This is a genomic window from Streptomyces sp. LARHCF249 (genome assembly GCF_052871255.1).
The window spans coordinates 480,578-502,944 of the sequence record NZ_JBIXJQ010000002.1; the positions used below are offsets into that span (position 1 = coordinate 480,578).

The following is a 22,367-nucleotide window of genomic DNA, read 5'->3' on the forward strand; positions in this document are numbered from 1 at the left end:
AGGCGTTGTTCAGGGGAGCGGAAGGGCGATCTTGATCGCGTACGCGGCGACCAGGCCGTAGCCGAGCCGGAAGGTCCAGGCGCGGGCGGTCGGTGAGATGCGGCTTCCCGCGAGTGCGCCGAGCGCGACGAGGGCCTGCTGCCACAGGAGGGAGGAGGCGCCGACGCCGACGAGGAAGGCGGCTGCGGCCGGGCCGGTGCCGAGGGCTGCGCCCTGCGCGGTGGTGAGGGCGGCGAAGTAGAGGGCGGTGGTGGGGTTGATCGCGGTCAGGCCGGCGTACCGCGCGAAGGCCTTGGCCGGCCGGGGGCGCGGTGCGTCTGCCGCCCCCTGGCCGGTCGCGGTTCCCGGCCTGGGGCTCGGCCCCGGACCCCGCGCCCCGAACGCCGGCGGGGCCGGACCGGTCCGGCGGGACCTCGTGAAGCCGTGGGCGGCGATGGCCAGGAGGATCAGCGCCGAGGCCAGCCGGACCCACGCCTCGACCGGGGAGACACGGGAGGCCACCCAGGGGCCCAGCGCCGTGGCGAGCGCCGCGTAGCCGAGGTCGACCACCGCGATGCCCGCGGCAGCCGCCACGGCCGTCCGGCGGTCGCGCATCGCCTCCTGGAGCAGCAGCACGCTCATCGCACCCATCGGCATCGCCACGCCCAGGCCCGCGGCCGTGCCCGCCAGGGCCGGTGTCATCAGTTCGCTCATGGGGGGAGGTTCCGACCCGGGGGCCGCCGGACGGGCGCGCATATCGGCCCCGACTGCGAGAATCGCGGTATGGACCGCCTCGACAGGGAAATCCTCGGCATTCTGCAGCAGGATGCGCGGATCTCGTACCGCGACCTCGGCGTCCGTGTCGGCCTCAGCGCCAACGCCACTGCCGACCGGGTGCGCCGGATGCGCCGGGAGGGGGTGATCCGCGCCTTCACGGTCGTGGTGGATCCGGCCGCCGACACCGCCGGCGGGCTCGTGGTGTTCATCGACGTCACCTTGCGCCAGGACACCACCAACGAGGAGTTCGAACGGCAGGTCTCCAAGCTCGCCGGGATCACCGAGGTGGTCCACGTGACGGGCGAGCACGACTACCTCGTACGCGCCCGCGCCGCCGACCCCGCCGCCCTCGACACCCTGCTGCGCCGCCTGAAACGGGAGGCGGGGGTGGCCCAGTCCAACACCCGGATCGCCCTCCGCGCCGCCACACGGCCGCCCCACTCGTAGCCCCGGCCCAACCCCGCACAGCGCAGCCCGGAACGGCTACAGCGCCGACTCCCACGTCATCGTCGTGCCCCGCGTCCCCGACTCCGTACGCCCGTCGTCCGCCACGGTCAGGCGCACCCCGGTGGGGCTCGCGTCCACCTCCACGTCGATTGAGGTCACGTCGCTGCGCCGGTGCGCCCCGGCCAGGGCCGCGCGCAGCGCGGACAGCAGGTCGCCCGCCACCGGCTCCGGAAGCAGCGCGTCCACGGCTCCCGCGAACCTCACCGACGGCTGGAAGCCGAACAGCACCGCCGCGCCGCCCGTCTCGCGCAGGACCCGGCCGCGGAACGTCGTCGGGGCGTCGGTCGGCGGCTGCTGCAGGGCGAAGATGGCCGTCCGGACCTCCTGGATGGTGGAGTCCAGCTCATCGACGGCGAGGCTCAGCTCGTCGCCCACCAGGTCCCCGGAAGGGGCGTTCGAGGAGCGGCGCAGGGTGCTCTCCAGCATCATCTCCGTCGCGAACAGCCGCTGTACGACCAGGTCGTGCAGGTCCCGGGCGATCCGGTCGCGGTCCTCGTACACCGCGAGCTGCTCCCGGTCGTGCTGCGCGTCCGCCAGGACGAGGGCCAGCGCCGCCTGGGAGGCGAACTGCGAGGCCAGCAGCCGGTCCACGGCGTCGTACGGGCGACCGCCCCGGTCCCGCGGCAGGGCGAGGGTGCCGATCAGCTGGCCGCCGCTCTGGAGCGGCAGCATCATGCTGGGCCCGAACCGCTCCCGGACGTGCGTGGTCATCCGGGGGTCCGTGGCCGAGTCCTCTATGAAGACCGGCTCGCCGCCCAGCAACTGCTCGAGCACGGGCGAACCGGGGGCGATCGCCGTCCCCACCAGGTCCCCGGGATCCCCCTGGGTGGAGGCCGCCACGATCTCCATGCCGCCCTCCGGGGTCGGCTGGAGCACCACCCCGGCCGCCGCGTCCGCGAGCAGCCGGGCGCGTTCGGCCACGCACATCAGCGCGTCCGCCGCGGGGCGCCCGGTCAGCAGGGCAGTCGTCACGGCGGCGGCGCCCTCGATCCAGCGCTCCCGGCGGCGCGCGGTCTCGTACAGCCGGGAATTGCCGATCGCTATGCCGGCCTGCGAGGCCAGGACGCGCAGCAGGGAGAGGTCGGTGTCGGTGAAGGGGCCGCCGCCGCGCTTCTCGGTGAGGTAGAGGTTGCCGAAGACCTCCGTGTGCACCCGGATCGGCACGCCGAGGAAGCTGCGCATGGGAGGGTGGCCCGGCGGGAGGCCGGCCGCCCGGGGGTCTTGCGCGAGGTCGTCCAGCAGGAGCGGGCGCGGGTCCCTGGTCAGGGCTCCGAGCAGGCCGGAGCGCCCGTCCGGCAGGCGGGGGATCGCGGCCCGCTCCGCATCGGTCATCCCGGTGGTGAACAGCCCGGTCAGCCGGGAGCGCTCGGGGTCGACGACCCCGAGCGCTCCGTAGCGCGCCGCGCAGAGCTCGGCAGCGGATTCCACGATGTGCTGGAGGGTCGAGTGCAGCTCCAGCTCGGAGCCGACGCTGAGCACCGCCTCCAGCAGTACGGGGAGGCTCGCCTGCTGCGGCTCGGGATGGGTCATTCGGCCAGCGGGTTGAGGACCATAGGGGCGATCTTCCCTTCCAGCATGGCGCCGAGACCGAGCACGGCGCACACGTCCGGCCGTTCGGCGATGGCGACGGGCATCCCGGTGGCGTCGCGGAGCATCTGGTCCAGGCCGGGCAGCAGGGCGCTGCCGCCCACCATCATGATCCCCTTGTCCGTCAGGTCCGCGACCAGGTCGGGCGGGCAGTCCCGCAGCACCTTGCCGATGCCGTCGAGGACGGCGGTCAGCGGGGTGTGGATCGCGTCCCGCACCGCCGCCGTGTCCACCTGGACGGAACGGGCCAGTCCGGTGGCCACGTCGCGGCCGTGGATGAGGGTGGAGGCCGGTCCCTCGGCGGTGATGCCGTTGCCGTGCAGGGCCAGCTGGAGCGGCCGGACCGCCTGGCTGGGCAGCATCAGCTCGTGCGCGTGGCGCAGGTGCTGGACCACCGCGTGGTCGATGGCCTCGCCGCCGACGGGGATCCGCTCGGCGGTGACGATCGAGCCCAGGGACAGGACGGCCACTTGGGTCGCCGCGGCCCCGCACACCATGATCATCGTCGCGGTCGGCTGCTCCACGGGCAGTCCGCAGCCGACGGCCGCCGCGATCAGGGTGTCGACCAGTTCGACGCGGCGCGCGCCGAGTCCGACGAGGGTCTCCACCGCCGCCCGCTGGGCCAGCGGGTCGGCGTCGTGCGGGGTGCAGGCGGCGGCCCGCAGCCGCGGCTTGCGGCGCAGGGCGCGCCGCAGCTTCTCGCCGAGCAGGTGGCGCAGCATCCGCTGGGCCATCTCGATGTCGACGACGGTGCCGCCGGAAACGGGGCGTACGACCCGGATGTAGTCGGGCGTCCGCCCGGTCATCCGCTCGGCGAACGTCCCGACGGCGATGAGCGCGCCGGTCCGGGTGTTCACCGCGGCGACGCTGGGCTCGTCGACGACGAGGCCGGCGCCCTTGACGTACACGCGGGTCCGGGCCGCCCCCAGGTCGACGGCGACGTGGCAGCGGCGCAACTGCTCAAGACTGACGGTCACGGCAGATCCTCCCGAGAGCGCTGACGCAAGAGGACCGGCGGGGTGCCGGTCACATTCCATATCATCGCGGGCTTTCCGGACTTACCGCCTGTTGGGCTGCTCCGGCCGGGGGTGTCGTGGGGCCGTTTCGCGCCTGCATGGGGGTGGATTTCTGTACCGACAGGCAGCAGCATGCGCGCACCGCACGCGCTACTCGCCCGTAACAAGGTAAAGGGGACCCGATGCTGACGGCCCGCCAGGGAATGCCTGCCCTCCTGACACTCTGCCTGGCGCTGCCGGCGCCCCTCTCCGCCCATGCCGCCGACCGGGGGACGGGCCCTGGCCCTGACCAGGCGTCATCGCGCACTCCCGTGGTCTTCGTGCACGGCTACAACGCCGACCCGGGGGTCTGGGGAAGCCTGCGCGAGGACCTGCGGGCCGGCGGGTACGCCGACTCGGAACTCTTCTCCTGGGGCTACGACACCCACCAGTCGGTCAACGAGGTCCTCGCCGGGCGGCTCGGCGCGTACGTCGACGAGGTCCGCCGGCAGACCGGCGCCGCCAAGGTCGACGTCGTCGCGCACTCCTTCGGCTCGCTGGTGAGCCGCTGGTACGTGAAGTTCGGCGGCGGCACGGCGACCGTGGACCACTGGGTCTCCCTGGCCGGGCCCAACCGCGGCACCTCCACCGCCTGGGCCTGCGCCCTGTGGGACCAGGCGTGCAGGGACATGACCCCCGGCTCGTACGTGGTCAAGAACCTGAACGGCGGCGACGAGACCCCGGGCGCGGTCCGGTACGCCACCCTCTGGTCGAACTGCGACGAGGTCGTCAACCCGGACGACAGCGTCCCGCTGACCGGAGCCGTCAACACGCCGGTGGGCTGCCTGAAGCACAACGACCTGCTCGGCGACGACGGAACCTCGGCGGGCGTACGGGCCTTCCTCGCCTCGTAGTGCCGTACCGGTCAGTCGTCGACCACGGCGACCCGCTGGAGCAGGCCGTACGTGAACTCCGCCACGCAGGGCCTGCCCCGGTCGGTGAACGCGAGGCGCCAGCGGGTCGGCGCGGTCCCCTCCATCGGCCGCACCGGGGCGAACGCCCGGGCCACCTCGTCCACCGTCGCCGACCAGGGCCGCAGATCGTCCGCCGACTCCAGTACGGGTCCCCCCGCGCCGGGGGCCCGTACCAGCCACTCGTTCCACACCGCCCCGTCCGGCGCGGCCAGCACCTCGAAGCGCAGGTCCGGCCAGAGCGGCAGCGGCCACAGCAGCGCCTCGCACTCCAGGTCCCCGATCCGGCGGGGCCCGGCGGACTCCGGCGGGCCGAGCACCGAGCGGTAGCGGGCCAGGGCCCCGCGGGAGCGGGGGGAGCGGACCATGGCCTGCCAGCGCTTGTTCGCCTCCCGCTGCTCCGCGAGCGAGGCGCCCAGCCGCCGCCGGGCCTCGTCGGCCAGGTCCGGCTGGAAGTCCGCCATCCGGCGCAGCAGCACCAGTTGGAAGGCCGCCGGCCCGAAGGGTCCCCGGGCCGGCCGAGGGGGGTTCACTGTCACGGACTCCACGATTCCACACAGGATCCTTACGTTCCCGGGATCCGGATGTTGCCGCGGACCGCGTAGCCTGCGGGCGCTATGAACTACTGCCCCGCTTGTCGGAGGCACCTCAACGGCGCACTGGCGTGCGCCGGGTGCGGAACCCCGGCCGAATACCTGATGCCCGCGCCGCCCGTCGCGCCCGCGGCGCCTTCTGCCGTGGTGGCCGAGCCCGCGCCGCAGGCCACCTTGGCCGATGTGTACGCGGACTCGCTCGTCGTGCTGTCCGCGCCGAACGAGCGGCGGGCCGGGGCGCGCCGCCGCGCCACCCACCGCAGGCGCCGCCGGACCGTGCTGACCACCGGGCTCGGACTGCTGCTCGCGACCGCCGGCACGCTGGCGGTGGGGAACATGGCCGCCGACGGGCAGCGCAGCGACCGGGCCGCCACGGTGGTGCTGACCGACGACGGTCCCCAGCAGCCCGCGCCGCTGCCGGACGCCTCGACTCCGCGCGCCCCCGCGCCCGCCGCGACGGGGAAGGCCCCCGGAGCCGGGAAGGCCACCGGGACCGCTTCGAAGACGGGCGGGCCAGCGGCGGGTTCCGCGGACGTCACGCAGCCGGGACCGGCGTCTTCCGCCCCCGCCCCCGCGCCGGCGACGTCGGGGCCGGCGTCCGGTACTCCCGGTCCGGGGGGTTCCGCAAAGCCGAGTGGTTCGGCGAAGCCGACGCCGAGCGGTTCCGTGACGTCGACGCCGCCTGCGTCCCCGGCGCCGCCGCCCCCGCCCCCGCCGAAGGACGACTGCTGGTTGTTCTGCGGCTGGTTCTGAGCCGACGGATCAGGCCAGCATCCGCCTGAGCAGGTCCCGCAGGGCCGTCCGCTCCTCCGCCGACAGGCCGGCCAGCGGTTCGCGCGCGAAGTCCAGCGACTCGCGCAGCCGGTCCGCGGTCTGCACGCCCTCCTCGGTGGGGGCCGCCAGCTTGACCCGCCGGTCGGCGGGGTCCGGCCGGCGTTCGACGAGGCCGCGGGTCTCCAGCCGGTCCACGATGCCGGTCACGTTCGAGGGCTCGCACCTGAGCTTCTGCGCGATCCGGCGCATCGGCAGCGGCTCGAGCGCCAGCAGGTTCAGTACCCGGGCCTGGGCGCCGGTGAGCTGGTGGCTGGCGGCCGCGTGCTCGTACTCCATGTGATAGCGGGCCACGACGTCGCCGATGAGTTCGACGACCTCGACGGTCACTGGGTCTGCGCGACGACTGGGCATGGATCCAGCGTACCCATTTACTTGACAACATGAAATATCCAGGCGCATGGTTGTTTCACCTAGTGAAGCATTTTCGTTCTTACCAGGAGCGCCGCATGTCCCAGATCCCTGCCGTCAGCCGTGAGTGGCACCTCGTCCGTCGCCCGCAGGGCTGGCCCGTCGCCGAGGACTTCGCCCTGCGCGAGGTCCCCGTATCCGCCGAGCCCGCCCCCGGCCGGATCCTCGTGCGCAACCTCCACATGTCCGTGGACCCCTACATGCGCGGCCGGATGAACGACGTGAAGTCGTACATACCGCCCTTCCAGATCGACCGGCCGATGGACGGCGGCGCGGTCGGCGAGGTCGTCGCCTCCGCCGCCGAGGGCTTCGCGGTCGGCGACCACGTCCTGCACGGCCTCGGCTGGCGCGAGTACGCGGAGCTCGACGCGAAGCACGCCACCAAGGTGGACGGCTCGCTCGCCCCGCTCTCCGCCTACCTCGGCGTGCTCGGCATGCCGGGCCTGACCGCCTACGCCGGCCTCTTCGAGGTCGCCTCCTTCAAGGAGGGCGACGCCGTCTTCGTCTCCGGCGCGGCGGGCGCGGTCGGCAGCCTCGTCGGCCAGTTCGCGAAGATCAAGGGTGCCTCCCGGGTGATCGGCTCCGCCGGCTCGGACGAGAAGGTGACGCTCCTCACGGAGAAGTACGGCTTCGACGCCGCCTTCAACTACAAGAACGGCCCCGTCGCCGAGCAGCTGCGCGGCTCCGCCCCCGAGGGCATCGACGTCTACTTCGACAACGTCGGCGGGGACCACCTGGAGGCCGCGATCTCCTCCCTGAACGTGAACGGCCGCGCCACCCTGTGCGGGGCGATCGCCCACTACAACGACACCGAGGCCGCCCCCGGCCCGCGCAACCTGATGCAGGTCATCGGCAAGCGCCTGCGCCTCCAGGGCATCCTGGTCAACGACCACGCCGGCCTCCAGCCGCGGTTCGTCCAGGACGTGGCCGGATGGCTCCGTTCCGGCGAACTCCGGTACGACGAGACGGTCGTCGAAGGGGTCGAGAACGCGGCCTCCGCCTTCCTCGGCATGCTGCGCGGCGAGAACACCGGAAAGATGATCGTTTCTTTCACCGGTTAGGCTCACTCCACACCGCTGTGGTCGTGGGCGCGAGTCACGGCGATTCACCTGGAGGATTTTCTTCATGTCCATCACGCAGTCCGACGTCGCGTACACCGCTGTCGCCACCGCCGAGAACGGCCGTGACGGCCGCGTCGCCACCCACGACGGCTCGCTCGACGTCGTCGTGAACCCGCCGAAGGAGCTCGGCGGCAGCGGCGCCGGCACCAACCCGGAGCAGCTGTTCGCCGCCGGCTACAGCGCCTGCTTCCAGGGCGCCCTGGGTGTCGTCGCGAAGAACGTGAACGCCGACATCTCCGGCTCCACGGTCACCGCCGAGGTCGGCATCGGCAAGAACGACGAGGGCTTCGGCCTGATCGTCAAGATCTCCGCCGTGATCCCGAACGTGGACGCCGCCACCGCCAAGGAGCTCATCGAGAAGGCCCACGAGGTCTGCCCGTACTCCAAGGCCACCCGCGGCAACATCACCGTCGAGCTCGCCGTCTGATCCGGCACCCGCTCGCTGAAGGCCGCACCCCGACGGGGTGCGGCCTTCGCCGTGGGGGCGCCCTAAACTGGGCCCATGCGTGATCTTGCGGGGGGATTCCGGTATCTGCTGGCCGGGCAGCGATGGGTGCTGCGGCACGGACGGTGGCTGGGCTTCGGGCTGCTGCCCGGGCTGGTGTCCCTCGTCCTGTACGCGGGCGCGCTGATCGGGCTCGGCCACGGCGCCGACGACCTCGCCGCCTGGGCCACCCCCTTCGCCGACGGCTGGTCCTCGCCGTGGCTCGGGCTCTTCCGGAACTTCCTGACCGCGCTGGTCTTCTGCCTCGGCCTCTTCCTCTCCGTCATCACCTTCACGGCCGTGACCCTGCTGATCGGCCAGCCCTTCTACGAGTCCCTCTCCGAGCAGGTCGACCGCACCGAGGGCGGCGAGGTCCCCGAGTCCGGGCTCCCGCTGTGGCTGGAGCTGTGGGTCTCGGCCCGCGACAGCGTGAAGGCGCTCGGCCGGCTGCTCCTGTACGGGATCGTGCTCTTCGCCCTCGGTTTCATCCCGCTGATCGGGCAGACCGTGGTCCCGGTCCTCGGGTTCTGCGTCTCCGGGTACTTCCTGAGCCAGGAGCTCACCGCCGTCGCCCTGCAGCGGCGCAAGATGGAGCTGCCCGAGCGGCTGGTGCTGCTGCGGTCGCGGCGGACGCTGGTGCTGGGCTTCGGGGTGCCGCTGGTGCTGGCGTTCCTGGTCCCGCTGGCCGCGGTGTTCCTGATGCCGGGCGCGGTGGCCGGCGCCACCCTGATGGCACGCGACCTGACGGGGGCCGACGAAGCCCCGTCGGCGCAGACCGGGGCCGGGGCCGGGCCGGGGATCACGGCCGGAGGTTTCGGACCGCCGCCGCCCGCGTACTCGTGATCACCGCGTCCTCGTGATCAGGGGCGCTTGAGCAGAGTGATCGCCCCGGCCGTGTCCTCGGCCCCGTGGGCGGCCGGGTCGGCGGCCAGCCGGCGGCGCATCAGCTCCAGGTACGGGGAGATCAGCTCGGTGCTGACACCCTGCTGCTCGGCGGTGCGCAGGAGGGTGCCGGTGGCCGCGACCTGCATGGCCAGGCCGGACACCACCCCGGTGGTGAAGTCCCGCGAGCTCAGCCGCTCGGCGGCGTTGCCCACGAAGAAGCCCATCGCGCCGAGCCACTCGGACAGCAGCGGGGCCAGGTCCTCCGGGGAGACGTCCTCGCCCTCGATCAGCGCGTAGGCGTGCGAGACGCCCGCGAACATCCCGTACATAGCGCTGAGCAGCGCCACGTCGTGCAGCGCGGCATGGCCCGGGTCCTCGCCGACGAAGCGGGCGCCGGCCGGGACCTCCAGTACCGCGCGGTGGGCGTCGAAGAGCCCGCGCGAGCCGCTGTAGAAGACGTAGCCGCCGGCCTCCGGGACCCCGATCATCGTCGGCGTGGCCATGATGCCGCCGTCGACGAACCGGGCCCCGCGCTCCTCGGCCCAGGCGGCCCGCGCGCGGGCCTCGGCCGGGGTGCCGGTGGTGAGGTCGACCAGGTCCTTGCCGGTCAGATCGATGCCGTCCAGGGCGGAGCCGACGCTGGCGTCGTCCAGCAGGCACACGACGACGAGCCGGTTCGCGGCCACCGCCTCGGCGGCGGTCCCGGCGACGACGGCGCCCCGGGCGGCCAGCGGCCCGGCCTTGGCGGGGGTGCGGTTCCAGACGGTGAGGTGGTGCCCGGCGGCGAGCCAGGTGCGGGCCAGGGCGGTGCCCATGTCGCCGAGGCCGAGCAGGGTGAGCGCGTTTCGAGGCGTGGTGTCGGTCATGGCGTTTAGCCTGGTGGCAGGCCGGAAGGCGCTCAAGTACGCACCTTGGAGTGGGTGGTTACCCCGGGGTGAGCGAGCAGGTGGGAGGGGTGCGCGATGGCGGTGACACGGAGGCCCGGTGCGGATCACTGCGGCATCGCCGCGGCGATGTCCGTGATCGACGGCAAGTGGAAGGTCTCGCTCCTGTGGGAGCTGGAGCAGTGTCCGCGCCGCTTCGGCGAACTGCGCCGGCTCGTCCCGGGCGTCTCGGAGAAGGTGCTCACCGCGCAGCTGCGCGAGCTGGAGACGGACGGCATCGTGCACCGCGAGGTCTTCGACGAGGTCCCGCCGCGGGTCGAGTACTCCCTGACCCCGCTGGGCCAGGAGCTGAACACGGCCCTGGAGTCCCTGGGGCAATGGGGTGCGAAGCACCTGCTTCCGGATTCCGCGTAGGCCCCGGTCCTCGGTTCCGGGCCCCCTTTTACCCCCAGGGGGCCCGTAGTATGCATGGCAGCAACTGCCAAGGCTGTCTCTCACTGCCCTTGAGTTCGCCCTGGCCCGGAGCTTCGGCGCGGGGCCCGGGGCCGGGCAGCGGCTTGCCGAGCAACGACCGGCCGTCGGGCCGAGGACCAGACCAGCAGTAGGGACACCGAGCAGTGACAGTCAGTACCGAGGGCACGGCGACCGTGCTGCCCCCGGGCGGGCCGGCCGCGTCCGCCCGCCCGATACCGGCCGTCCGGCGCGGACCCGGCTCCCGCGGCACGGTCCTGCTGCTCGAAGCCGTCGTCGCGTTCGCCGCGGCGCTCCTGCTCCCGCTGCTGGCGCGCGGCTTCAAGCTCGACCCCCTGGACCGGATCGCCCAGGTCAGCGGCCTCGCCGCGCTCCAGCTGCGGTTCGCGCTCGTCGGACTGCTGTTCATCGCCGCGGTGGCGCTGGCCCTGCGGCTGCGCAAGGGCCGGCACTTCGACCTGGCCGCCCGGATCGCCTCCGCCGCCATCGCCGGACTGGCCAGCGGCTTCGTCGCCGCCGGCGCGGTCGTCGCCCTGCACGGCACGCCCTGGCCGATGTTCGGCCTCAACGGCGACAGCGGCCGCATCGTCGAATGGGCCCACGCGGTGGCCAACGGCCGCCCCTCGGGCTCGCCGGTCTACCCGCCGGCCCCCCTCTACACACTCGGCTACTACGCCGAATGGTTCCGCGGCGGCAACACCGCGTACGCCTTCAAGGACCTCCAGATCCTGGGGGCGGCCGCCTTCGGGCCGCTGGTCTACCTCAGCTGGCGCATGCTGCTCAGCCCGGTCAGGGCCCTCGCCTTCGGCGTGGCCCCGGCCTTCGCGCTGATCGACGCGTACAAGCCGTACAGCCAGACCGTTCTCGTGCTGCTGGTGCCCGTCCTGGTGGCGCTGGTGGTGTCGCTGAGCCGCAGCGCCGCGCAGGGCTGGCGGCCGCTCCTGGCCAAGGGCGCCGGATTCGGCGCGCTGCTCGGGGTGCTGTTCCTCACGTACTCGGGCTGGTTCCTGTGGAGCGCGGCGGGCGTGTTCTTCGCCGCGCTGCTGTACTTCCCGTGGCGGGCCGGCCGGCTCGGCCGGCTCAAGGGCGCGGCCTTCCTCGGCGCGAGCCTGGCGGCCTTCCTCGTGGTCGCCGGGCGCTACCTGATGGTCATGCTGACCGAGGGCCAGACCACCAAGGACTACAACTTCCGGTTCGACAACTTCACCGACCCGGCGTACTACCTCATGTGGCGCACCGACATGCCCGGCAAGGTGGGGGAGTGGCCGCCGCCCGGCGAGTACGGCGGGGTCGGGCTGTTCGCGCTGGTCACCTTCGTCTGCCTGGGCGCCGCGATCTGGCTGGGCATCCGCAAGCCGATGGTGGTCACCATCGCGGCCATGTTCATCAGCGCGTGGGTGATGCGCATGTACATCGCCTCGCACATGTACGAGACGCAGACCGTCCAGCTGTACACCCGCACCAACAACCAGCTGCTCTACTGCGGGCTGCTGCTGTGCGCGCTCGTCGCCCACCTCGTCTCGCAGCGGATGGCCGCGCGCAAGGCCGAGGCCGGGGCCGGGCCCGCGGCGGGTACGGCGGGCACCGGCTTCCCGGCCCGCGAAGGGGCGGTGATCGGAGCGCTGTGCGCCCTGCTGCTGCTCCTCGGCACCGTGTCCTCCTCGATGGCCGACCGCTACATGCCGGCCAAGGAGAACACCTACCGCATCCTGCCCTGGGTGTCGCACACCATCACGGAGCAGGACGGCAGCTGCCCGAAGTACGCACCCGGCGGCACGTGCTCCAAGGACGGCGACCAGAGCTGGCTGAGCTTCATCCGATGACTCGAGGGAACCGATGATCTCCGCACTGACGCGGCTGGCCGACTGGTCGGCCAGAACACCCAAGCGGCTCTGGCTGGTCGCGTTCGCGCTGTTCTTCGCGCTCGCGGGCTCCTGGTCCGCGGCCAGCCCCCTCGGCAGCTCCCCCGACGAGCACGCGCACTTCATCCGTGCCGCGGCCGTCGCCCGGGGCCAGATCGGCGGGACCCAGGTCATGGTCCCGCACACGGTGGCGGGCATCGAGGGGCAGTTCGCGGAGGCCGGGGTGCAGCTTCCGGAGTGGTACCGGAACCTGCCCGCACACCACGAGTGCTACTCCTGGCACCAGTCGCGGCCCGCGTCCTGCGCGCCCCCGCTCGGGAACTCCGAGAAGATCGTGCAGGCCACCACGGCGGCCGGCCGCTACCACCCGGCCTACTACCTGGCGACCGGCTGGCCCAGCCTGCTGATCGACGGCCCCAAGGGGCTGTACCTCATGCGCTTCGTCTCGGCGCTGCTCTGCTCGGCCCTGCTGGCCAGCGCGGTCGTCACCGCCGCCGAATGGCGGCGGCGCTCGCTGGCGATGCTCGGCGTGCTCGCCGCGGCCACGCCGATGACCCTCTACATGGCCGGCATGGTCAACCCCAGCGGCGGTGAGATCGCCGCCGGGATCCTGGTGTGGACGGCCCTGCTGGCCATCGTGCTGGCGCCCGACCCGAGGCTGCTGAACCGCCGGCTCGCCCGGCTGGGCATCGGCGGACTGGTACTGATCAACATCCGGCCGCTCGGACTGATCTGGTTCGCCGGGGCGGTGGTCTTCTGCCTGCTGCTGACGCAGCGGCGAGGCGTGCTGGGATCGGTGCTGCGCCGCAAGGCCCTGTGGATGTGGACGGCCCTGCTGGGCCTGGCCACGGCCGGTGCGCTGTTCTGGGCGGCGCGGCACCCCGACAACTCGAAGATAAGCATCCCCGACTCGCTGACCGCGGGCGTGGCGGCGAAGCGCACCATGGGCAACACCGAGTGGTACATCAAGCAGATGCTCGGGTACTTCGGCTGGCTGGACACCCCGGGCCCGGCCTTCATGTACGTGGTGTGGATGGCCGTGCTCGCGACGCTCACCGTGCTGGCGCTGGTCTACGGCCGCAAGCGCGACGTGGTGGCGGTCCTGGGCATGCTCGCGGCCATCGTGCTGGTCCCGGTGGCCGCCCAGGCCTCGGAAGCGGAGCGGATCGGCATGGTGTGGCAGGGCCGCTACCTGCTGCCCTTCGCCGTCGGCCTGCCGCTGATGGCCGTGCTGATCTGCGCCACGCGCGCGCCCGAACGGGGCCTGCCGTGGCGGCGGCTCGTCGGCTTCGCCGTCGCCGGCCTCGCGCTGGCCAACGCGGCCTCGTTCTACTGGACGCTGCGCCGCTTCACCGTCGGCACCAGGGGTTCGTGGCTGGCGACCCACGCGCACTGGGCCCCGCCCGGCGGCTGGGTCCTGTGGACCGGCGTGTACACGGCGGCGGCCCTCGCCATCGTCGTGGCGGCCCTGATGTCGGACCGCGCGCCCGCGGCGCCGCGGCCCCCGGACCTGGACACCGCGAGCCCGGGCCGCCACTCGCGCGTGCCCGAGCCCGCCTGACGCCCGACGCACCCGTCAGGTGGTGGCGCCGATCTCGGCGCACACCACCGACGGCGTACGGTCGTCCGCCTCGGCCAGCAGTGCGCCGCCCGGGGCCCACACGGCCGCGCCGCCGCAGCCGGTCCACGGCCCCGCCGGGCCGACGTGGTTGGCGAGGACGACGTACAGGCCGTGCTCCTTCGCGATCCCCGGATGGACGCCTGCGCGCTCGCGGACGCCCTCGCCCGTCCCGTACAGGGACGACGCGAGGTGCACCCGGCAGCCGTCGGCGGCGCCCCGGCCGGACAGCTCCGGGAAGTGGTTGTCGTAGCAGATGCCCAACGAGAAGCGGATCCCGCCGAGTTCGAACCGCCCGTCGCGGTCCCCGGGCCGGAACACGTCCTGCTCGTGCCGGTAGAGGTGCTGCTTCACGTACGTGGTCAGGTGCGCCCCGTCCGCGTCGTGGACCAGCGTCGCGATGGCGGGCCGCCCGTCGCCGGCCGGCAGTGCGACGTTGACGGCGGTGGCGATGCCGGCTGAGCGCAGCGGATCCAGCCGGGGGTCGTCCGCGGGCGTCATCAGCCCGGGGTCGGCGGCCAGCGCGTCCAGCTCGTAGCCGGTGAGCGCGAGCTCGGGGAACACCACGAGCCCGGCGCCCAGTTCGCGGGCCCGGACGGCTAGGGCGGCGGCCTGTGCGGCATTGGCGTGGACATCGGCGGGTACGCAGGCCAGCTGCGCTGCGGCGATCTTCATCCGGCTCAGCCTAGGCCACGCCGTCAGCGCTCCGCGGGGCCCCGCAGCAGGGTCAGGAAGGAGCGGAACGCCGCGGGCATGTCCACGGATTCGGGGGCGAGGAGCCACTGGTACTGGAGGCCGTCCATGACCGCCGTCAGGAGCGGGGCGGCCTGTTCCGGGGTGAGGCCCGAGGGGAGGCGCTCGCCGAACTCGGCGCGCAGGACCGCCGCCATCTCGCCGCGCACCTGCGCGTAGCGCTCGGTGAAGAACTCCCGGGCCGGGTGCCCGTCGGTGACGCTCTCGCCGAGCAGCGCCGAGAAGGTCTGCACGATGCCCGGGCGCATGGCGTTGTACTCCACCAGCGAGGCCAGCAGGTCCAGGCGCCAGGTGTCCGCCGAGGCGCGCGAGCCGCCGCCCGTGTCCCAGCGGTCGCGTTCCCGCAGCACCGCGACGAGCAGGGCCTCCTTGGTCGGGAAGTAGTGCAGCAGTCCCTGCTGCGTCAGGCCGACGCGCTCGGCGACCGCGCCCAGCGACGCGCCCCGGTAGCCGCGCTCCGCGATCACCTCGACGGCCGCGCGGACGATGTCCTCGCGCCGCTCCTCGCTCCTCGCCCTGGCCATCGCCCCGGCACCCCTTTCGTTCACGCCTGTCCGCAGCACCGTAGGCACCGTACGACATTCGAATATCACGAAAACATTACGAGACCTACCGCTCTACAGGCAACAGGTCCACGATGGGGGCACCGCACCGCACTCCCACCGCACCGCACTCGCACCGCACTCAACGAGGAGGCACGGCCGTGACCGATGCCGATCAGGTCCGCAACAGCGTCGTAGAAGAGGCGCTCGGCAAGCTGGATCTCGACACCAAGACCCGCCTGCTGGCCGGCCAGGACATGTGGTCGCTGCCCGCCGTCCCGGAGATCGGGCTGAAGTCCCTGGTCATGTCCGACGGCCCCATCGGCGTGCGCGGCGTGCGCTGGACCGCCGACGACCCGTCCATCGCGCTGCCCTCCCCCACCGCGCTCGCCGCCGCCTGGGACCCCGCCCTCGCCCGCCGCGCCGGCCGGCTCCTCGCCCAGGAGGCCCGCCGCAAGGGCGTCCACGTCCTCCTCGCACCCACCGTCAACCTGCACCGCTCCCCGCTCGGAGGCCGCCACTTCGAGTGCTACTCCGAGGACCCGTACCTGACCGGCGCCGTCGGAGCCGGGTACGTCGAGGGCGTCCAGGACGGCGGGGTCGGCACCACGGTCAAGCACTTCGTCGGCAACGACGCCGAGACCGAGCGGTTCACCGTCGACAGCGTCATCGCCCCGCGCCCGCTGCGCGAGCTGTACCTGGCACCCTTCGAGGCCATCGTCGCGGGCGCCCGCCCCTGGGGCGTCATGACCGCCTACAACCAGGTCAACGGCACGACGATGACCGAGCACCGGTACCTGGTCAACGAGGTCCTGCGCGGCGAGTGGGGCTTCGACGGCTGCAACGTCTCCGACTGGATGGCCGCGCGCTCCACCACCGGCGACATCGACGGCGGCCTCGACGTGGCCATGCCCGGCCCGCAGACCGTCTACGGACCCGCCCTCGCCGAGGCCGTCCGCGCGGGCGAGGTCCCCGAGTCCGTCGTGGACGACGCCGTACGCAACGTGCTGCGCCTCGCCGCCCGCGTCGGCATCCTGGAGGGCGCCCCCGCCGCCGTCGCCGAGGTCCCCGCCCCGGTCGACGGGGAGGCGCTGGCCCGCGAGCTCGCCGCCCGCGGCTTCGTCCTCGTCCGCAACGAGAACGGCACCCTGCCCCTCGAGGCCGGCGGCGGCCGCACCGTCGCCCTCATGGGCGCCGCCGCCCGCGACGCCCGCGTCCTCGGCGGCGGGTCCGCCACCGTCTTTCCCGAGCGGATCGTCTCCCCGCTCGACGGCCTCACCGCCGCGCTCCCGGACGGCGCGCTGACCTACTGCCTCGGCGCCGACCCCTCCGACGAACTCGCCCCCGCCGACAAGGGCTTCGAGCTCCGCGCCGTCTGCCGCGACGCCTCCGGCGCCGTCCTCGGCGAGGGCAGCCTGCCGTCCGGCCAGGTCCAGTGGATCGGCGGCGACCTGCCCGCGGGCGCCACGTACGAGACGATGGCGACCATCGAGGTCACCGGCACCTTCCTGCCGCGCGAGAGCGGCGAGCACGCCTTCGGGACCCGGGGGCTGGGCGCCTTCACCCTCGCCGTGGGGGGACGGACCCTCTGGGAGGGCGTCCAGCAGATGGGCAACGAGGCCGACCCCTTCGAGGCCTTCTTCGGCGCCCCCAGCGAACGCGCCCGGATCGACCTCGCCGAGGGCGAGCCCGTCGAGGTCTCGCTGACGTTCCACGTCCCCGACATGACCGCGCTGCCGCTCAAGGCGATCATGTTCTCGCTGCTCCACCTCGGCCCGCGGCGCGACGCCGAGGAGCTCATCGCCGAGGCCGTGGCGGCCGCCCGTGCCGCCGACACCGCCGTCGTGGTCGTCGCCACCACCGACCGCGTGGAGTCCGAGGGCTTCGACCGCAAGGACCTCACCCTGCCGGGCCGTCAGGACGACCTGGTGCGCGCCGTCGCCGCCGCCAACCCGAACACCGTGGTCGTCGTCAACGCCGGCTCCCCGGTCGAGCTGCCGTGGCGCGAGGACGTCGCCGCCGTGCTGCTGACCTGGTTCCCCGGGCAGGAGGGCGGGGCCGCGCTGGCCGACGTACTCCTCGGGGACGCGGAGCCGGGCGGGCGGCTGCCCACCACCTGGCCGGCGCGGTTCGCCGACGCCCCCGTCACCGAGGTCGTGCCCGCCGAGGGCCGCCTCGAGTACCGCGAGGGGCTCTTCATCGGCTACCGGGCGTACGAGAAGCACGGCGTCGCGCCCGCCTTCCCCTTAGGGCACGGGCTCGGCTACACCGACTGGGCCTACGAGTCCCTCGAGGTCACCGCCACCACGGCCCGGGTCCGCGTCACCAACACCGGCACCCGGCCCGGCCGCGAGGTCGTGCAGGTCTACCTGGCCCCCGTCGGGGACACCGCGGAGCGCCCGGCCAGCTGGCTGGCCGCCTTCGCGGGCGTCGAGGCGGGACCCGGCGAGAGCGTCGAGGCCGAGATCGCCCTGCCCGCCCGGGCCTTCGAGATCTGGGACGAGGAGGCCGGCGGCTGGCGGCGGATCGGCGGCAGCTACGAGGTCCGCGCGAGCCACTCGCACGGTGACACGCGGCTGACGGCCACGCTCGACGTCTCGTGACGCAGCGTCACGACACGCCGTAAGGGCGAAATGGCCGGAAATAACCCCTGCCGCGCCCCCTGAGACTGGACCGGAGGCGGGCCCTGACACCCGCCTCCGGTCCGCTGCGTCAACGTGGCGGCTGCGCCGCCGTCACCTGTCGGTGCGCCAGTTCCGCCAGCATCGCCTGCCCGTCCTTGCCCGGATGGAACCAGTCCCAGCGGCTCAACTGCTCCGCCGAGAAGGGGTACTGGAAGACGGCGCCGCCGTCGTAGCGGCACAGCGCGTCCTTCGCGCACACCTCGCGGAGCACCTCGTTGTACTCGACCACCCGCGCCCGCACCTGCTCGCGCCGGGACTTCGCCCCCGAGCCCGCCGCCAGCGGATCGGCCAGCATCGACTGGCAGATGCCGAGGCTCCAGACCCTGCGCACCATCGGGTCGTCCTTGCCCTGCTCCCACAGCCGCTGGAGGTCCGGGACGCTGGAGACGTACACCTGGGTGGTGGGGGAAGCGGCCCGCAGCCCGGCGAGGGCCGCCTCGAAACCGGAGCGGAACTCCGCCACCGGAGTCATCGACGAAGCCGTGGGCCGGCAGGCGTCGTTCGAGCCCACCATGACCGTGACCAGGTCAGGCTTGTACACGGCCGCCTGGGACAGCTGCCCCGGCAGGTCCGCCATCCGCGATCCGGTCGCCGCGAGGTTCCAGCTGCGGGCAGGCGCCTCGGCGTCACCCAGCAACCGTGCGGCCAGCGAGCGGACCTGCGGATCGTTCCCGGTGGCCCACGAGACCTCCGGGCAGTCGGCGAGGACCGAACAGGCGTCGAAACCGCGGGTGATGGAGTCGCCGACGGCGGCGATCGAGGCGGGCGCCGTGTTCCAGCGCGGCGCGGCCTGCGCCCCGCGCTCGCCCTCGTCGCCCGAATCGCCCGGCCCGCACCCCGTCAGCGCCCCGGCCAGCAGGGCGGCCGCCGCTCCCGCGCCCGCGAGGGTCCGGCGCGCGCGGGGGCGCGGAGCGGTGGTGCGCATCGGATGGTCCCCTCCTTGACACCCCTGCGTCGTCCGGGGGGTCCTGCTGAGTGAAAGCTCTGTGTTTACCGGCCTCGGAGCGACCGTACGTCACACCATGAGCCCTGACGCACGGTAGCTTTTTCCCGTGGCGTTTCGGCCGCAGGTCCCGTAGCGCAATGTCAAATAATTTCCGTTACATTACATCACGTCACATACTGTCCGTTTTCTGGAGTTTATTCCCGACCTCGTCCCACACTGGAGGTCCCGGTGACGACACGTGGAGTTCTGTACGTGCATTCCGCACCGCGCGCGCTCTGCCCGCACGTGGAATGGGCTGTTGCGGGCGTGCTCGGGGTGCGGGTGAACCTCGACTGGATCAGGCAGCCCGCCTCCCCGGGCACCTGGAGAGCCGAGTTCTCCTGGCAGGCCGAGGCGGGCACCGCCTCGAAGCTCGCCTCCGCGCTGCGCGGCTGGCACCTGCTGCGCTTCGAAGTGACCGCGGAACCCTGTCCGACCGCCGAGGGCGAGCGCTACAGCTCCACCCCGGAGCTCGGCATCTTCCACGCCGTCACCGGCATGCACGGCGACATCCTGATCCCCGAGGACCGGCTGCGCGCCGCCCTCGCCCGGTCCGGCCGCGGCGAGACGGACCTGGAGGCGGAGATCGCCAAGCTGCTCGGCAAACCCTGGGACGACGAACTGGAGCCCTTCCGCTACGCGGGCGAGGGCGCCCCGGTGCGCTGGCTCCACCAGGTGGTCTGAGCCCCGCTGACGCAGAAGGCCCACCCGAATCCACCGGGTGGGCCTTTCGCGTCAGGGGGGTCAGACGGTCCGGAACGCCAGGGTGACGTTGTGGCCGCCGAAGCCGAAGGAGTTGTTGATCGCGGAGATCGGGCCGTCGGCCGGCAGCTTGCGCGGCTCGCCGCGCACGATGTCCGCGTCGACGTCGTCGTCGAGCTCGTCGACGTTGATCGTCGGCGGGGCCAGCCGGTTGTACAGCGCCAGCACGGTGGCGACGGTCTCGATGCCGCCCGCACCGCCCAGCAGGTGACCGGTCATCGACTTGGTCGCGGAGATCGCGATGTGGTCGAGGTCGTCGCCCAGCACCTTGCGCAGGGCCTTCAGCTCGGCCGTGTCACCCTGCGGGGTGGACGTGGCGTGCGCGTTGACGTGGACCAGCTCGGCCGTGTCGAGTCCGGTGTTGTCGAGCAGGTTCTGCACCGCGGCCGCGACACCGCGGCCGGTCGGCTCCGGCTGCGCGATGTGGTGGCTGTCCGCGGACAGACCCTGGCCCAGCACCTCGCAGTAGACCCGGGCACCGCGCGCGGCGGCGTGCTCGGCGGACTCCAGGACGACGACGCCCGCACCCTCGCCCAGGACGAAGCCGTCACGGGCCTTGTCGTACGGGCGGGAAGCCTGCTCGGGGTTCTCGTTGTTCTTGGACATCGCCATCATGTTGGCGAACGCGGCGATCGGCAGCGGGTGGATCGCCGCCTCGGTGCCGCCCGCGACGACCACGTCGGCACGGCCGGTGCGGATCATCTCGACGGCGTAGCCGATGGCCTCGGCGCCGGACGCGCAGGCGCTGACCGGAGTGTGCACGCCCGCCCGGGCGTTGACCTCCAGGCCGACGTTGGCGGACGGGCCGTTCGGCATGAGCATCGGGACGGTGTGCGGGGAGACCCGGCGCACACCCTTCTCCTTCAGCACGTCGTACTGGTCGAGCAGGGTCGTCACGCCGCCGATGCCGGAGGCGATCACGGTGCCCAGACGCTCGGGCGCGATGGAAGCGCCCGTGGTCCCTTCCGCGCCGGCCGGGTCGGTGTAGCCGGCGTCGGCCCACGCCTCCCGGGCGGCGATGACGGCGAACTGCGCCGAGCGGTCGAGCTTGCGGGCCAGCGGCCGGGGCAGGACCTCGCTCGGGTCCACGGCGGCCGGTGCGGCGATGCGGACCGGGAGCTCGGCGAAGCGCTCGCCCTCCAGGGGCTTTACGCCGGAACGGCCGGCGAGCAGACCTTCCCAGGTCGAAGCGCTGTCGCCACCCAGCGGAGTGGTTGCGCCGATACCGGTGACGACCACGGTGCGATTGGTCGGGCTCACAGGAATTCTTTCTCCACGTCTCAGGGGGTGCTGAATTGTCACGGCGCCACCGCCAGGTGGCGACAAACGCTCGTCAGGCTCAGGCCTGGTTTTCCAGGATGTACTTCGCGGCGTCGCCGACCGTCTTGAGGTTCTTGACGTCCTCGTCCGGGATCTTGACGTCGAAGCGCTCTTCGGCGGCGACGACGACCTCGACCATGGACAGCGAGTCGACGTCCAGGTCGTCGGTGAAGGACTTGTCGAACTCGACGTCCTCGACCGGGATGCCCGCGATCTCGTTGACGATCTCCGCGAGACCGGCGACGATCTCTTCCTGCGTGGCGGCCATGTGGCGCTCCTTCTATAGCTACTGAGGTGGAACAGGGCTGGGATCGGATCCCGGCCCTAGGGGAGGGTAACGACCGTCGCGGCGTAGACGAGTCCCGCCCCGAAGCCGATGACGAGCGCGGTGTCGCCGCTCTTCGCCGCTCCGGTCGCCAGGAGCCGCTCCATAGCGAGCGGGATCGAGGCGGCCGAGGTGTTGCCGGTGGTCTCCACGTCACGGGCGACCGTGACGTGCTCCGGCAGCTTCAGAGTCTTCACCATCGAGTCGATGATCCGCATGTTTGCCTGGTGCGGAATGAAGACGTCCAGGTCGTCCGCGGTGATCCCGGCGGCGTCGAGCGCCTGCTGGGCCACCTTGGCCATCTCGAAGACGGCCCAGCGGAAGACCGCCTGACCCTCCTGCGTGATGGCCGGGAACTTCTCGGTGCTGTCCTTGCTGCGGAACTCGTCCCACGGCACGGTCTGCTTGATGGTCTCGGACTTGTCGCCCTCCGAACCCCACACCGTGGGGCCGATGGCCGGCTCGTCCGACGGGCCGACGACCACGGCGCCGGCGCCGTCACCGAACAGGAAGGCCGTCGCGCGGTCCTCCAGGTCGGTCAGGTCCGAGAGCCGCTCGACGCCGATGACGAGCACGTACTCTGCCGAGCCCTCGACGACCATGCCCTTGGCCAGGGTCAGGCCGTAGCCGAAACCGGCACAGCCCGCGGAGATGTCGAAGGCGGCGGGCTTGACCGCGCCGATCCGGTGCGCGATCTCCGTCGCGACGGCCGGGGTCTGCTTGAAGTGCGAGACCGTCGAGACGATCACGGCACCGATCTGCTCGGCGGAGACACCGGCGTCCGCCAGCGCCTTGCCGGAGGCCTCCACCGACATCGCGGCGACGGTCTCCTGGGGCGAGGCCCAGTGCCGGGTCGCGATGCCCGAACGGGACCGGATCCACTCGTCGGACGAGTCGATCGTCTCGAGGATGACCTCGTTGGGCACCACACGGGTCGGGCGGTAGCCGCCGACCCCGAGGATGCGGGCGTAGGGGGAGCCCTTGGCCGGCTTGATCTTGGACATGCTGTGTGGGCTCCTT

23 protein-coding genes are annotated in these 22,367 nt (G+C 72.8%); 11 read left to right on the forward strand and 12 right to left on the reverse strand.

The features are described from left to right. Positions 1-9 precede the first annotated feature (9 nt). On the reverse strand, positions 10-693 hold the full coding sequence (locus ACIPUC_RS07005; protein WP_446587157.1) for a LysE family transporter: 684 nt from the start codon (positions 691-693) through the stop codon (positions 10-12). A 69-nt stretch (positions 694-762) separates the two neighbouring features. Between ACIPUC_RS07005 and ACIPUC_RS07010 the strand changes: the two genes are divergently transcribed. Beyond that, positions 763-1,203, forward strand: a complete 441-nt coding sequence (locus ACIPUC_RS07010; RefSeq protein ID WP_446587158.1) for an Lrp/AsnC family transcriptional regulator — start codon at positions 763-765, stop codon at positions 1,201-1,203. 36 nt (positions 1,204-1,239) lie between these two features. On the opposite strand, the gene ACIPUC_RS07015 is transcribed toward ACIPUC_RS07010, so the two are convergent. Together ACIPUC_RS07015 and ACIPUC_RS07020 are read right to left on the reverse strand one after the other, a co-directional pair. Then, positions 1,240-2,793 (reverse strand): sensor histidine kinase, encoded by a 1,554-nt coding sequence (locus ACIPUC_RS07015; RefSeq protein ID WP_446587159.1) that lies wholly within the window; start codon positions 2,791-2,793, stop codon positions 1,240-1,242. Then, positions 2,790-3,827, reverse strand: a complete 1,038-nt coding sequence (locus tag ACIPUC_RS07020; RefSeq protein WP_446587160.1) for a rod shape-determining protein — start codon at positions 3,825-3,827, stop codon at positions 2,790-2,792. The genes ACIPUC_RS07015 and ACIPUC_RS07020 overlap by 4 nt, the downstream gene beginning before the upstream one ends. Before the next feature lie 221 nt (positions 3,828-4,048). Between ACIPUC_RS07020 and ACIPUC_RS07025 the strand changes: the two genes are divergently transcribed. Next, complete coding sequence (locus ACIPUC_RS07025) at positions 4,049-4,759, forward strand: esterase/lipase family protein (protein WP_446587161.1); 711 nt, start codon at positions 4,049-4,051, stop codon at positions 4,757-4,759. Positions 4,760-4,770: 11 nt separating this feature from the next. On the opposite strand, the gene ACIPUC_RS07030 is transcribed toward ACIPUC_RS07025, so the two are convergent. After that, positions 4,771-5,280 carry a hypothetical protein gene (locus ACIPUC_RS07030; protein ID WP_446587650.1) on the reverse strand — a complete coding sequence of 170 codons (510 nt, stop codon included), beginning with the start codon at positions 5,278-5,280 and terminating at the stop codon, positions 4,771-4,773. A gap of 153 nt (positions 5,281-5,433) precedes the next feature. Here ACIPUC_RS07030 and ACIPUC_RS07035 point away from each other — a divergent pair, with 153 nt between their 5' ends. Next, a complete protein-coding gene (locus ACIPUC_RS07035) occupies positions 5,434-6,162 on the forward strand; it encodes an SCO2400 family protein (RefSeq protein WP_446587162.1) in 729 nt (242 codons plus the stop codon). 9 nt (positions 6,163-6,171) lie between these two features. On the opposite strand, the gene ACIPUC_RS07040 is transcribed toward ACIPUC_RS07035, so the two are convergent. Next, positions 6,172-6,594 (reverse strand): MarR family winged helix-turn-helix transcriptional regulator, encoded by a 423-nt coding sequence (locus ACIPUC_RS07040; protein WP_446587163.1) that lies wholly within the window; start codon positions 6,592-6,594, stop codon positions 6,172-6,174. Positions 6,595-6,689: 95 nt separating this feature from the next. On the opposite strand from ACIPUC_RS07040, the gene ACIPUC_RS07045 reads away from it, so the two are divergent. From ACIPUC_RS07045 to ACIPUC_RS07055, 3 genes are all read left to right on the forward strand, one after another. After that, a complete protein-coding gene (locus tag ACIPUC_RS07045) occupies positions 6,690-7,712 on the forward strand; it encodes an NADP-dependent oxidoreductase (protein WP_446587164.1) in 1,023 nt (340 codons plus the stop codon). Positions 7,713-7,776: 64 nt separating this feature from the next. After that, entirely contained in the window at positions 7,777-8,199 is a 423-nt protein-coding gene (locus tag ACIPUC_RS07050) for an organic hydroperoxide resistance protein (RefSeq protein ID WP_446587165.1), read from the forward strand. A gap of 75 nt (positions 8,200-8,274) precedes the next feature. Beyond that, positions 8,275-9,099: an EI24 domain-containing protein gene (locus ACIPUC_RS07055; protein WP_446587166.1), complete on the forward strand. Its 825-nt coding sequence runs from the start codon at positions 8,275-8,277 to the stop codon at positions 9,097-9,099. Between the two features lie 17 nt (positions 9,100-9,116). Here the strand turns inward: ACIPUC_RS07055 and ACIPUC_RS07060 are convergent, their stop codons facing one another. After that, entirely contained in the window at positions 9,117-10,007 is an 891-nt protein-coding gene (locus tag ACIPUC_RS07060; RefSeq protein ID WP_446587167.1) for an NAD(P)-dependent oxidoreductase, read from the reverse strand. 96 nt (positions 10,008-10,103) lie between these two features. Between ACIPUC_RS07060 and ACIPUC_RS07065 the strand changes: the two genes are divergently transcribed. The 3 genes from ACIPUC_RS07065 (at position 10,104) to ACIPUC_RS07075 (ending at position 13,919) form a co-directional block, all read left to right on the forward strand. Then, a complete protein-coding gene (locus ACIPUC_RS07065; RefSeq protein WP_446587168.1) occupies positions 10,104-10,439 on the forward strand; it encodes a winged helix-turn-helix transcriptional regulator in 336 nt (111 codons plus the stop codon). A 203-nt stretch (positions 10,440-10,642) separates the two neighbouring features. Beyond that, complete coding sequence (locus tag ACIPUC_RS07070) at positions 10,643-12,319, forward strand: hypothetical protein (RefSeq protein WP_446587169.1); 1,677 nt, start codon at positions 10,643-10,645, stop codon at positions 12,317-12,319. A 13-nt stretch (positions 12,320-12,332) separates the two neighbouring features. Then, positions 12,333-13,919: a DUF2142 domain-containing protein gene (locus tag ACIPUC_RS07075; RefSeq protein ID WP_446587170.1), complete on the forward strand. Its 1,587-nt coding sequence runs from the start codon at positions 12,333-12,335 to the stop codon at positions 13,917-13,919. 15 nt (positions 13,920-13,934) lie between these two features. Here the strand turns inward: ACIPUC_RS07075 and ACIPUC_RS07080 are convergent, their stop codons facing one another. Both ACIPUC_RS07080 and ACIPUC_RS07085 read right to left on the reverse strand, forming a co-directional pair. Then, a complete protein-coding gene (locus ACIPUC_RS07080) occupies positions 13,935-14,651 on the reverse strand; it encodes a carbon-nitrogen hydrolase family protein (RefSeq protein WP_446587171.1) in 717 nt (238 codons plus the stop codon). A gap of 23 nt (positions 14,652-14,674) precedes the next feature. Next, positions 14,675-15,253, reverse strand: a complete 579-nt coding sequence (locus ACIPUC_RS07085) for a TetR/AcrR family transcriptional regulator (protein ID WP_446587652.1) — start codon at positions 15,251-15,253, stop codon at positions 14,675-14,677. A gap of 113 nt (positions 15,254-15,366) precedes the next feature. Between ACIPUC_RS07085 and ACIPUC_RS07090 the strand changes: the two genes are divergently transcribed. After that, positions 15,367-17,874, forward strand: a complete 2,508-nt coding sequence (locus ACIPUC_RS07090) for a beta-glucosidase (protein WP_446587172.1) — start codon at positions 15,367-15,369, stop codon at positions 17,872-17,874. Between the two features lie 109 nt (positions 17,875-17,983). On the opposite strand, the gene ACIPUC_RS07095 is transcribed toward ACIPUC_RS07090, so the two are convergent. Then, positions 17,984-18,880 (reverse strand): SGNH/GDSL hydrolase family protein, encoded by an 897-nt coding sequence (locus ACIPUC_RS07095; RefSeq protein WP_446587173.1) that lies wholly within the window; start codon positions 18,878-18,880, stop codon positions 17,984-17,986. 249 nt (positions 18,881-19,129) lie between these two features. On the opposite strand from ACIPUC_RS07095, the gene ACIPUC_RS07100 reads away from it, so the two are divergent. Continuing rightward, a complete protein-coding gene (locus ACIPUC_RS07100; protein WP_069920163.1) occupies positions 19,130-19,624 on the forward strand; it encodes a DUF3145 domain-containing protein in 495 nt (164 codons plus the stop codon). A 60-nt stretch (positions 19,625-19,684) separates the two neighbouring features. Here ACIPUC_RS07100 and ACIPUC_RS07105 read toward each other — a convergent pair whose 3' ends face one another. From ACIPUC_RS07105 to ACIPUC_RS07115, 3 genes are all read right to left on the reverse strand, one after another. After that, a complete protein-coding gene (locus tag ACIPUC_RS07105; RefSeq protein ID WP_446587174.1) occupies positions 19,685-20,962 on the reverse strand; it encodes a beta-ketoacyl-[acyl-carrier-protein] synthase family protein in 1,278 nt (425 codons plus the stop codon). Between the two features lie 79 nt (positions 20,963-21,041). After that, entirely contained in the window at positions 21,042-21,290 is a 249-nt protein-coding gene (locus ACIPUC_RS07110; protein WP_446587175.1) for an acyl carrier protein, read from the reverse strand. A gap of 56 nt (positions 21,291-21,346) precedes the next feature. Next, a complete protein-coding gene (locus ACIPUC_RS07115) occupies positions 21,347-22,351 on the reverse strand; it encodes a beta-ketoacyl-ACP synthase 3 (RefSeq protein WP_446587176.1) in 1,005 nt (334 codons plus the stop codon). Positions 22,352-22,367: the final 16 nt, after the last annotated feature.

Excerpts from the sequence above, each read along its gene's own strand:
- ACIPUC_RS07005 (WP_446587157.1), bottom strand. The coding sequence starts at position 693 with ATGAGCGAACTGATGACACCGGCCCTGGCGGGCACGGCCGCGGGCCTG.
- ACIPUC_RS07010 (WP_446587158.1), top strand. The coding sequence starts at position 763 with ATGGACCGCCTCGACAGGGAAATCCTCGGCATTCTGCAGCAGGATGCG.
- ACIPUC_RS07015 (WP_446587159.1), bottom strand. The coding sequence starts at position 2,793 with ATGACCCATCCCGAGCCGCAGCAGGCGAGCCTCCCCGTACTGCTGGAG.
- ACIPUC_RS07025 (WP_446587161.1), top strand. The coding sequence starts at position 4,049 with ATGCTGACGGCCCGCCAGGGAATGCCTGCCCTCCTGACACTCTGCCTG.
- ACIPUC_RS07030 (WP_446587650.1), bottom strand. The coding sequence starts at position 5,280 with ATGGCGGACTTCCAGCCGGACCTGGCCGACGAGGCCCGGCGGCGGCTG.
- ACIPUC_RS07035 (WP_446587162.1), top strand. The coding sequence starts at position 5,434 with ATGAACTACTGCCCCGCTTGTCGGAGGCACCTCAACGGCGCACTGGCG.
- ACIPUC_RS07040 (WP_446587163.1), bottom strand. The coding sequence starts at position 6,594 with ATGCCCAGTCGTCGCGCAGACCCAGTGACCGTCGAGGTCGTCGAACTC.
- ACIPUC_RS07045 (WP_446587164.1), top strand. The coding sequence starts at position 6,690 with ATGTCCCAGATCCCTGCCGTCAGCCGTGAGTGGCACCTCGTCCGTCGC.
- ACIPUC_RS07050 (WP_446587165.1), top strand. The coding sequence starts at position 7,777 with ATGTCCATCACGCAGTCCGACGTCGCGTACACCGCTGTCGCCACCGCC.
- ACIPUC_RS07055 (WP_446587166.1), top strand. The coding sequence starts at position 8,275 with ATGCGTGATCTTGCGGGGGGATTCCGGTATCTGCTGGCCGGGCAGCGA.
- ACIPUC_RS07060 (WP_446587167.1), bottom strand. The coding sequence starts at position 10,007 with ATGACCGACACCACGCCTCGAAACGCGCTCACCCTGCTCGGCCTCGGC.
- ACIPUC_RS07065 (WP_446587168.1), top strand. The coding sequence starts at position 10,104 with ATGGCGGTGACACGGAGGCCCGGTGCGGATCACTGCGGCATCGCCGCG.
- ACIPUC_RS07075 (WP_446587170.1), top strand. The coding sequence starts at position 12,333 with ATGATCTCCGCACTGACGCGGCTGGCCGACTGGTCGGCCAGAACACCC.
- ACIPUC_RS07080 (WP_446587171.1), bottom strand. The coding sequence starts at position 14,651 with ATGAAGATCGCCGCAGCGCAGCTGGCCTGCGTACCCGCCGATGTCCAC.
- ACIPUC_RS07085 (WP_446587652.1), bottom strand. The coding sequence starts at position 15,253 with ATGGCCAGGGCGAGGAGCGAGGAGCGGCGCGAGGACATCGTCCGCGCG.
- ACIPUC_RS07090 (WP_446587172.1), top strand. The coding sequence starts at position 15,367 with ATGGGGGCACCGCACCGCACTCCCACCGCACCGCACTCGCACCGCACT.
- ACIPUC_RS07095 (WP_446587173.1), bottom strand. The coding sequence starts at position 18,880 with ATGCGCACCACCGCTCCGCGCCCCCGCGCGCGCCGGACCCTCGCGGGC.
- ACIPUC_RS07110 (WP_446587175.1), bottom strand. The coding sequence starts at position 21,290 with ATGGCCGCCACGCAGGAAGAGATCGTCGCCGGTCTCGCGGAGATCGTC.
- ACIPUC_RS07115 (WP_446587176.1), bottom strand. The coding sequence starts at position 22,351 with ATGTCCAAGATCAAGCCGGCCAAGGGCTCCCCCTACGCCCGCATCCTC.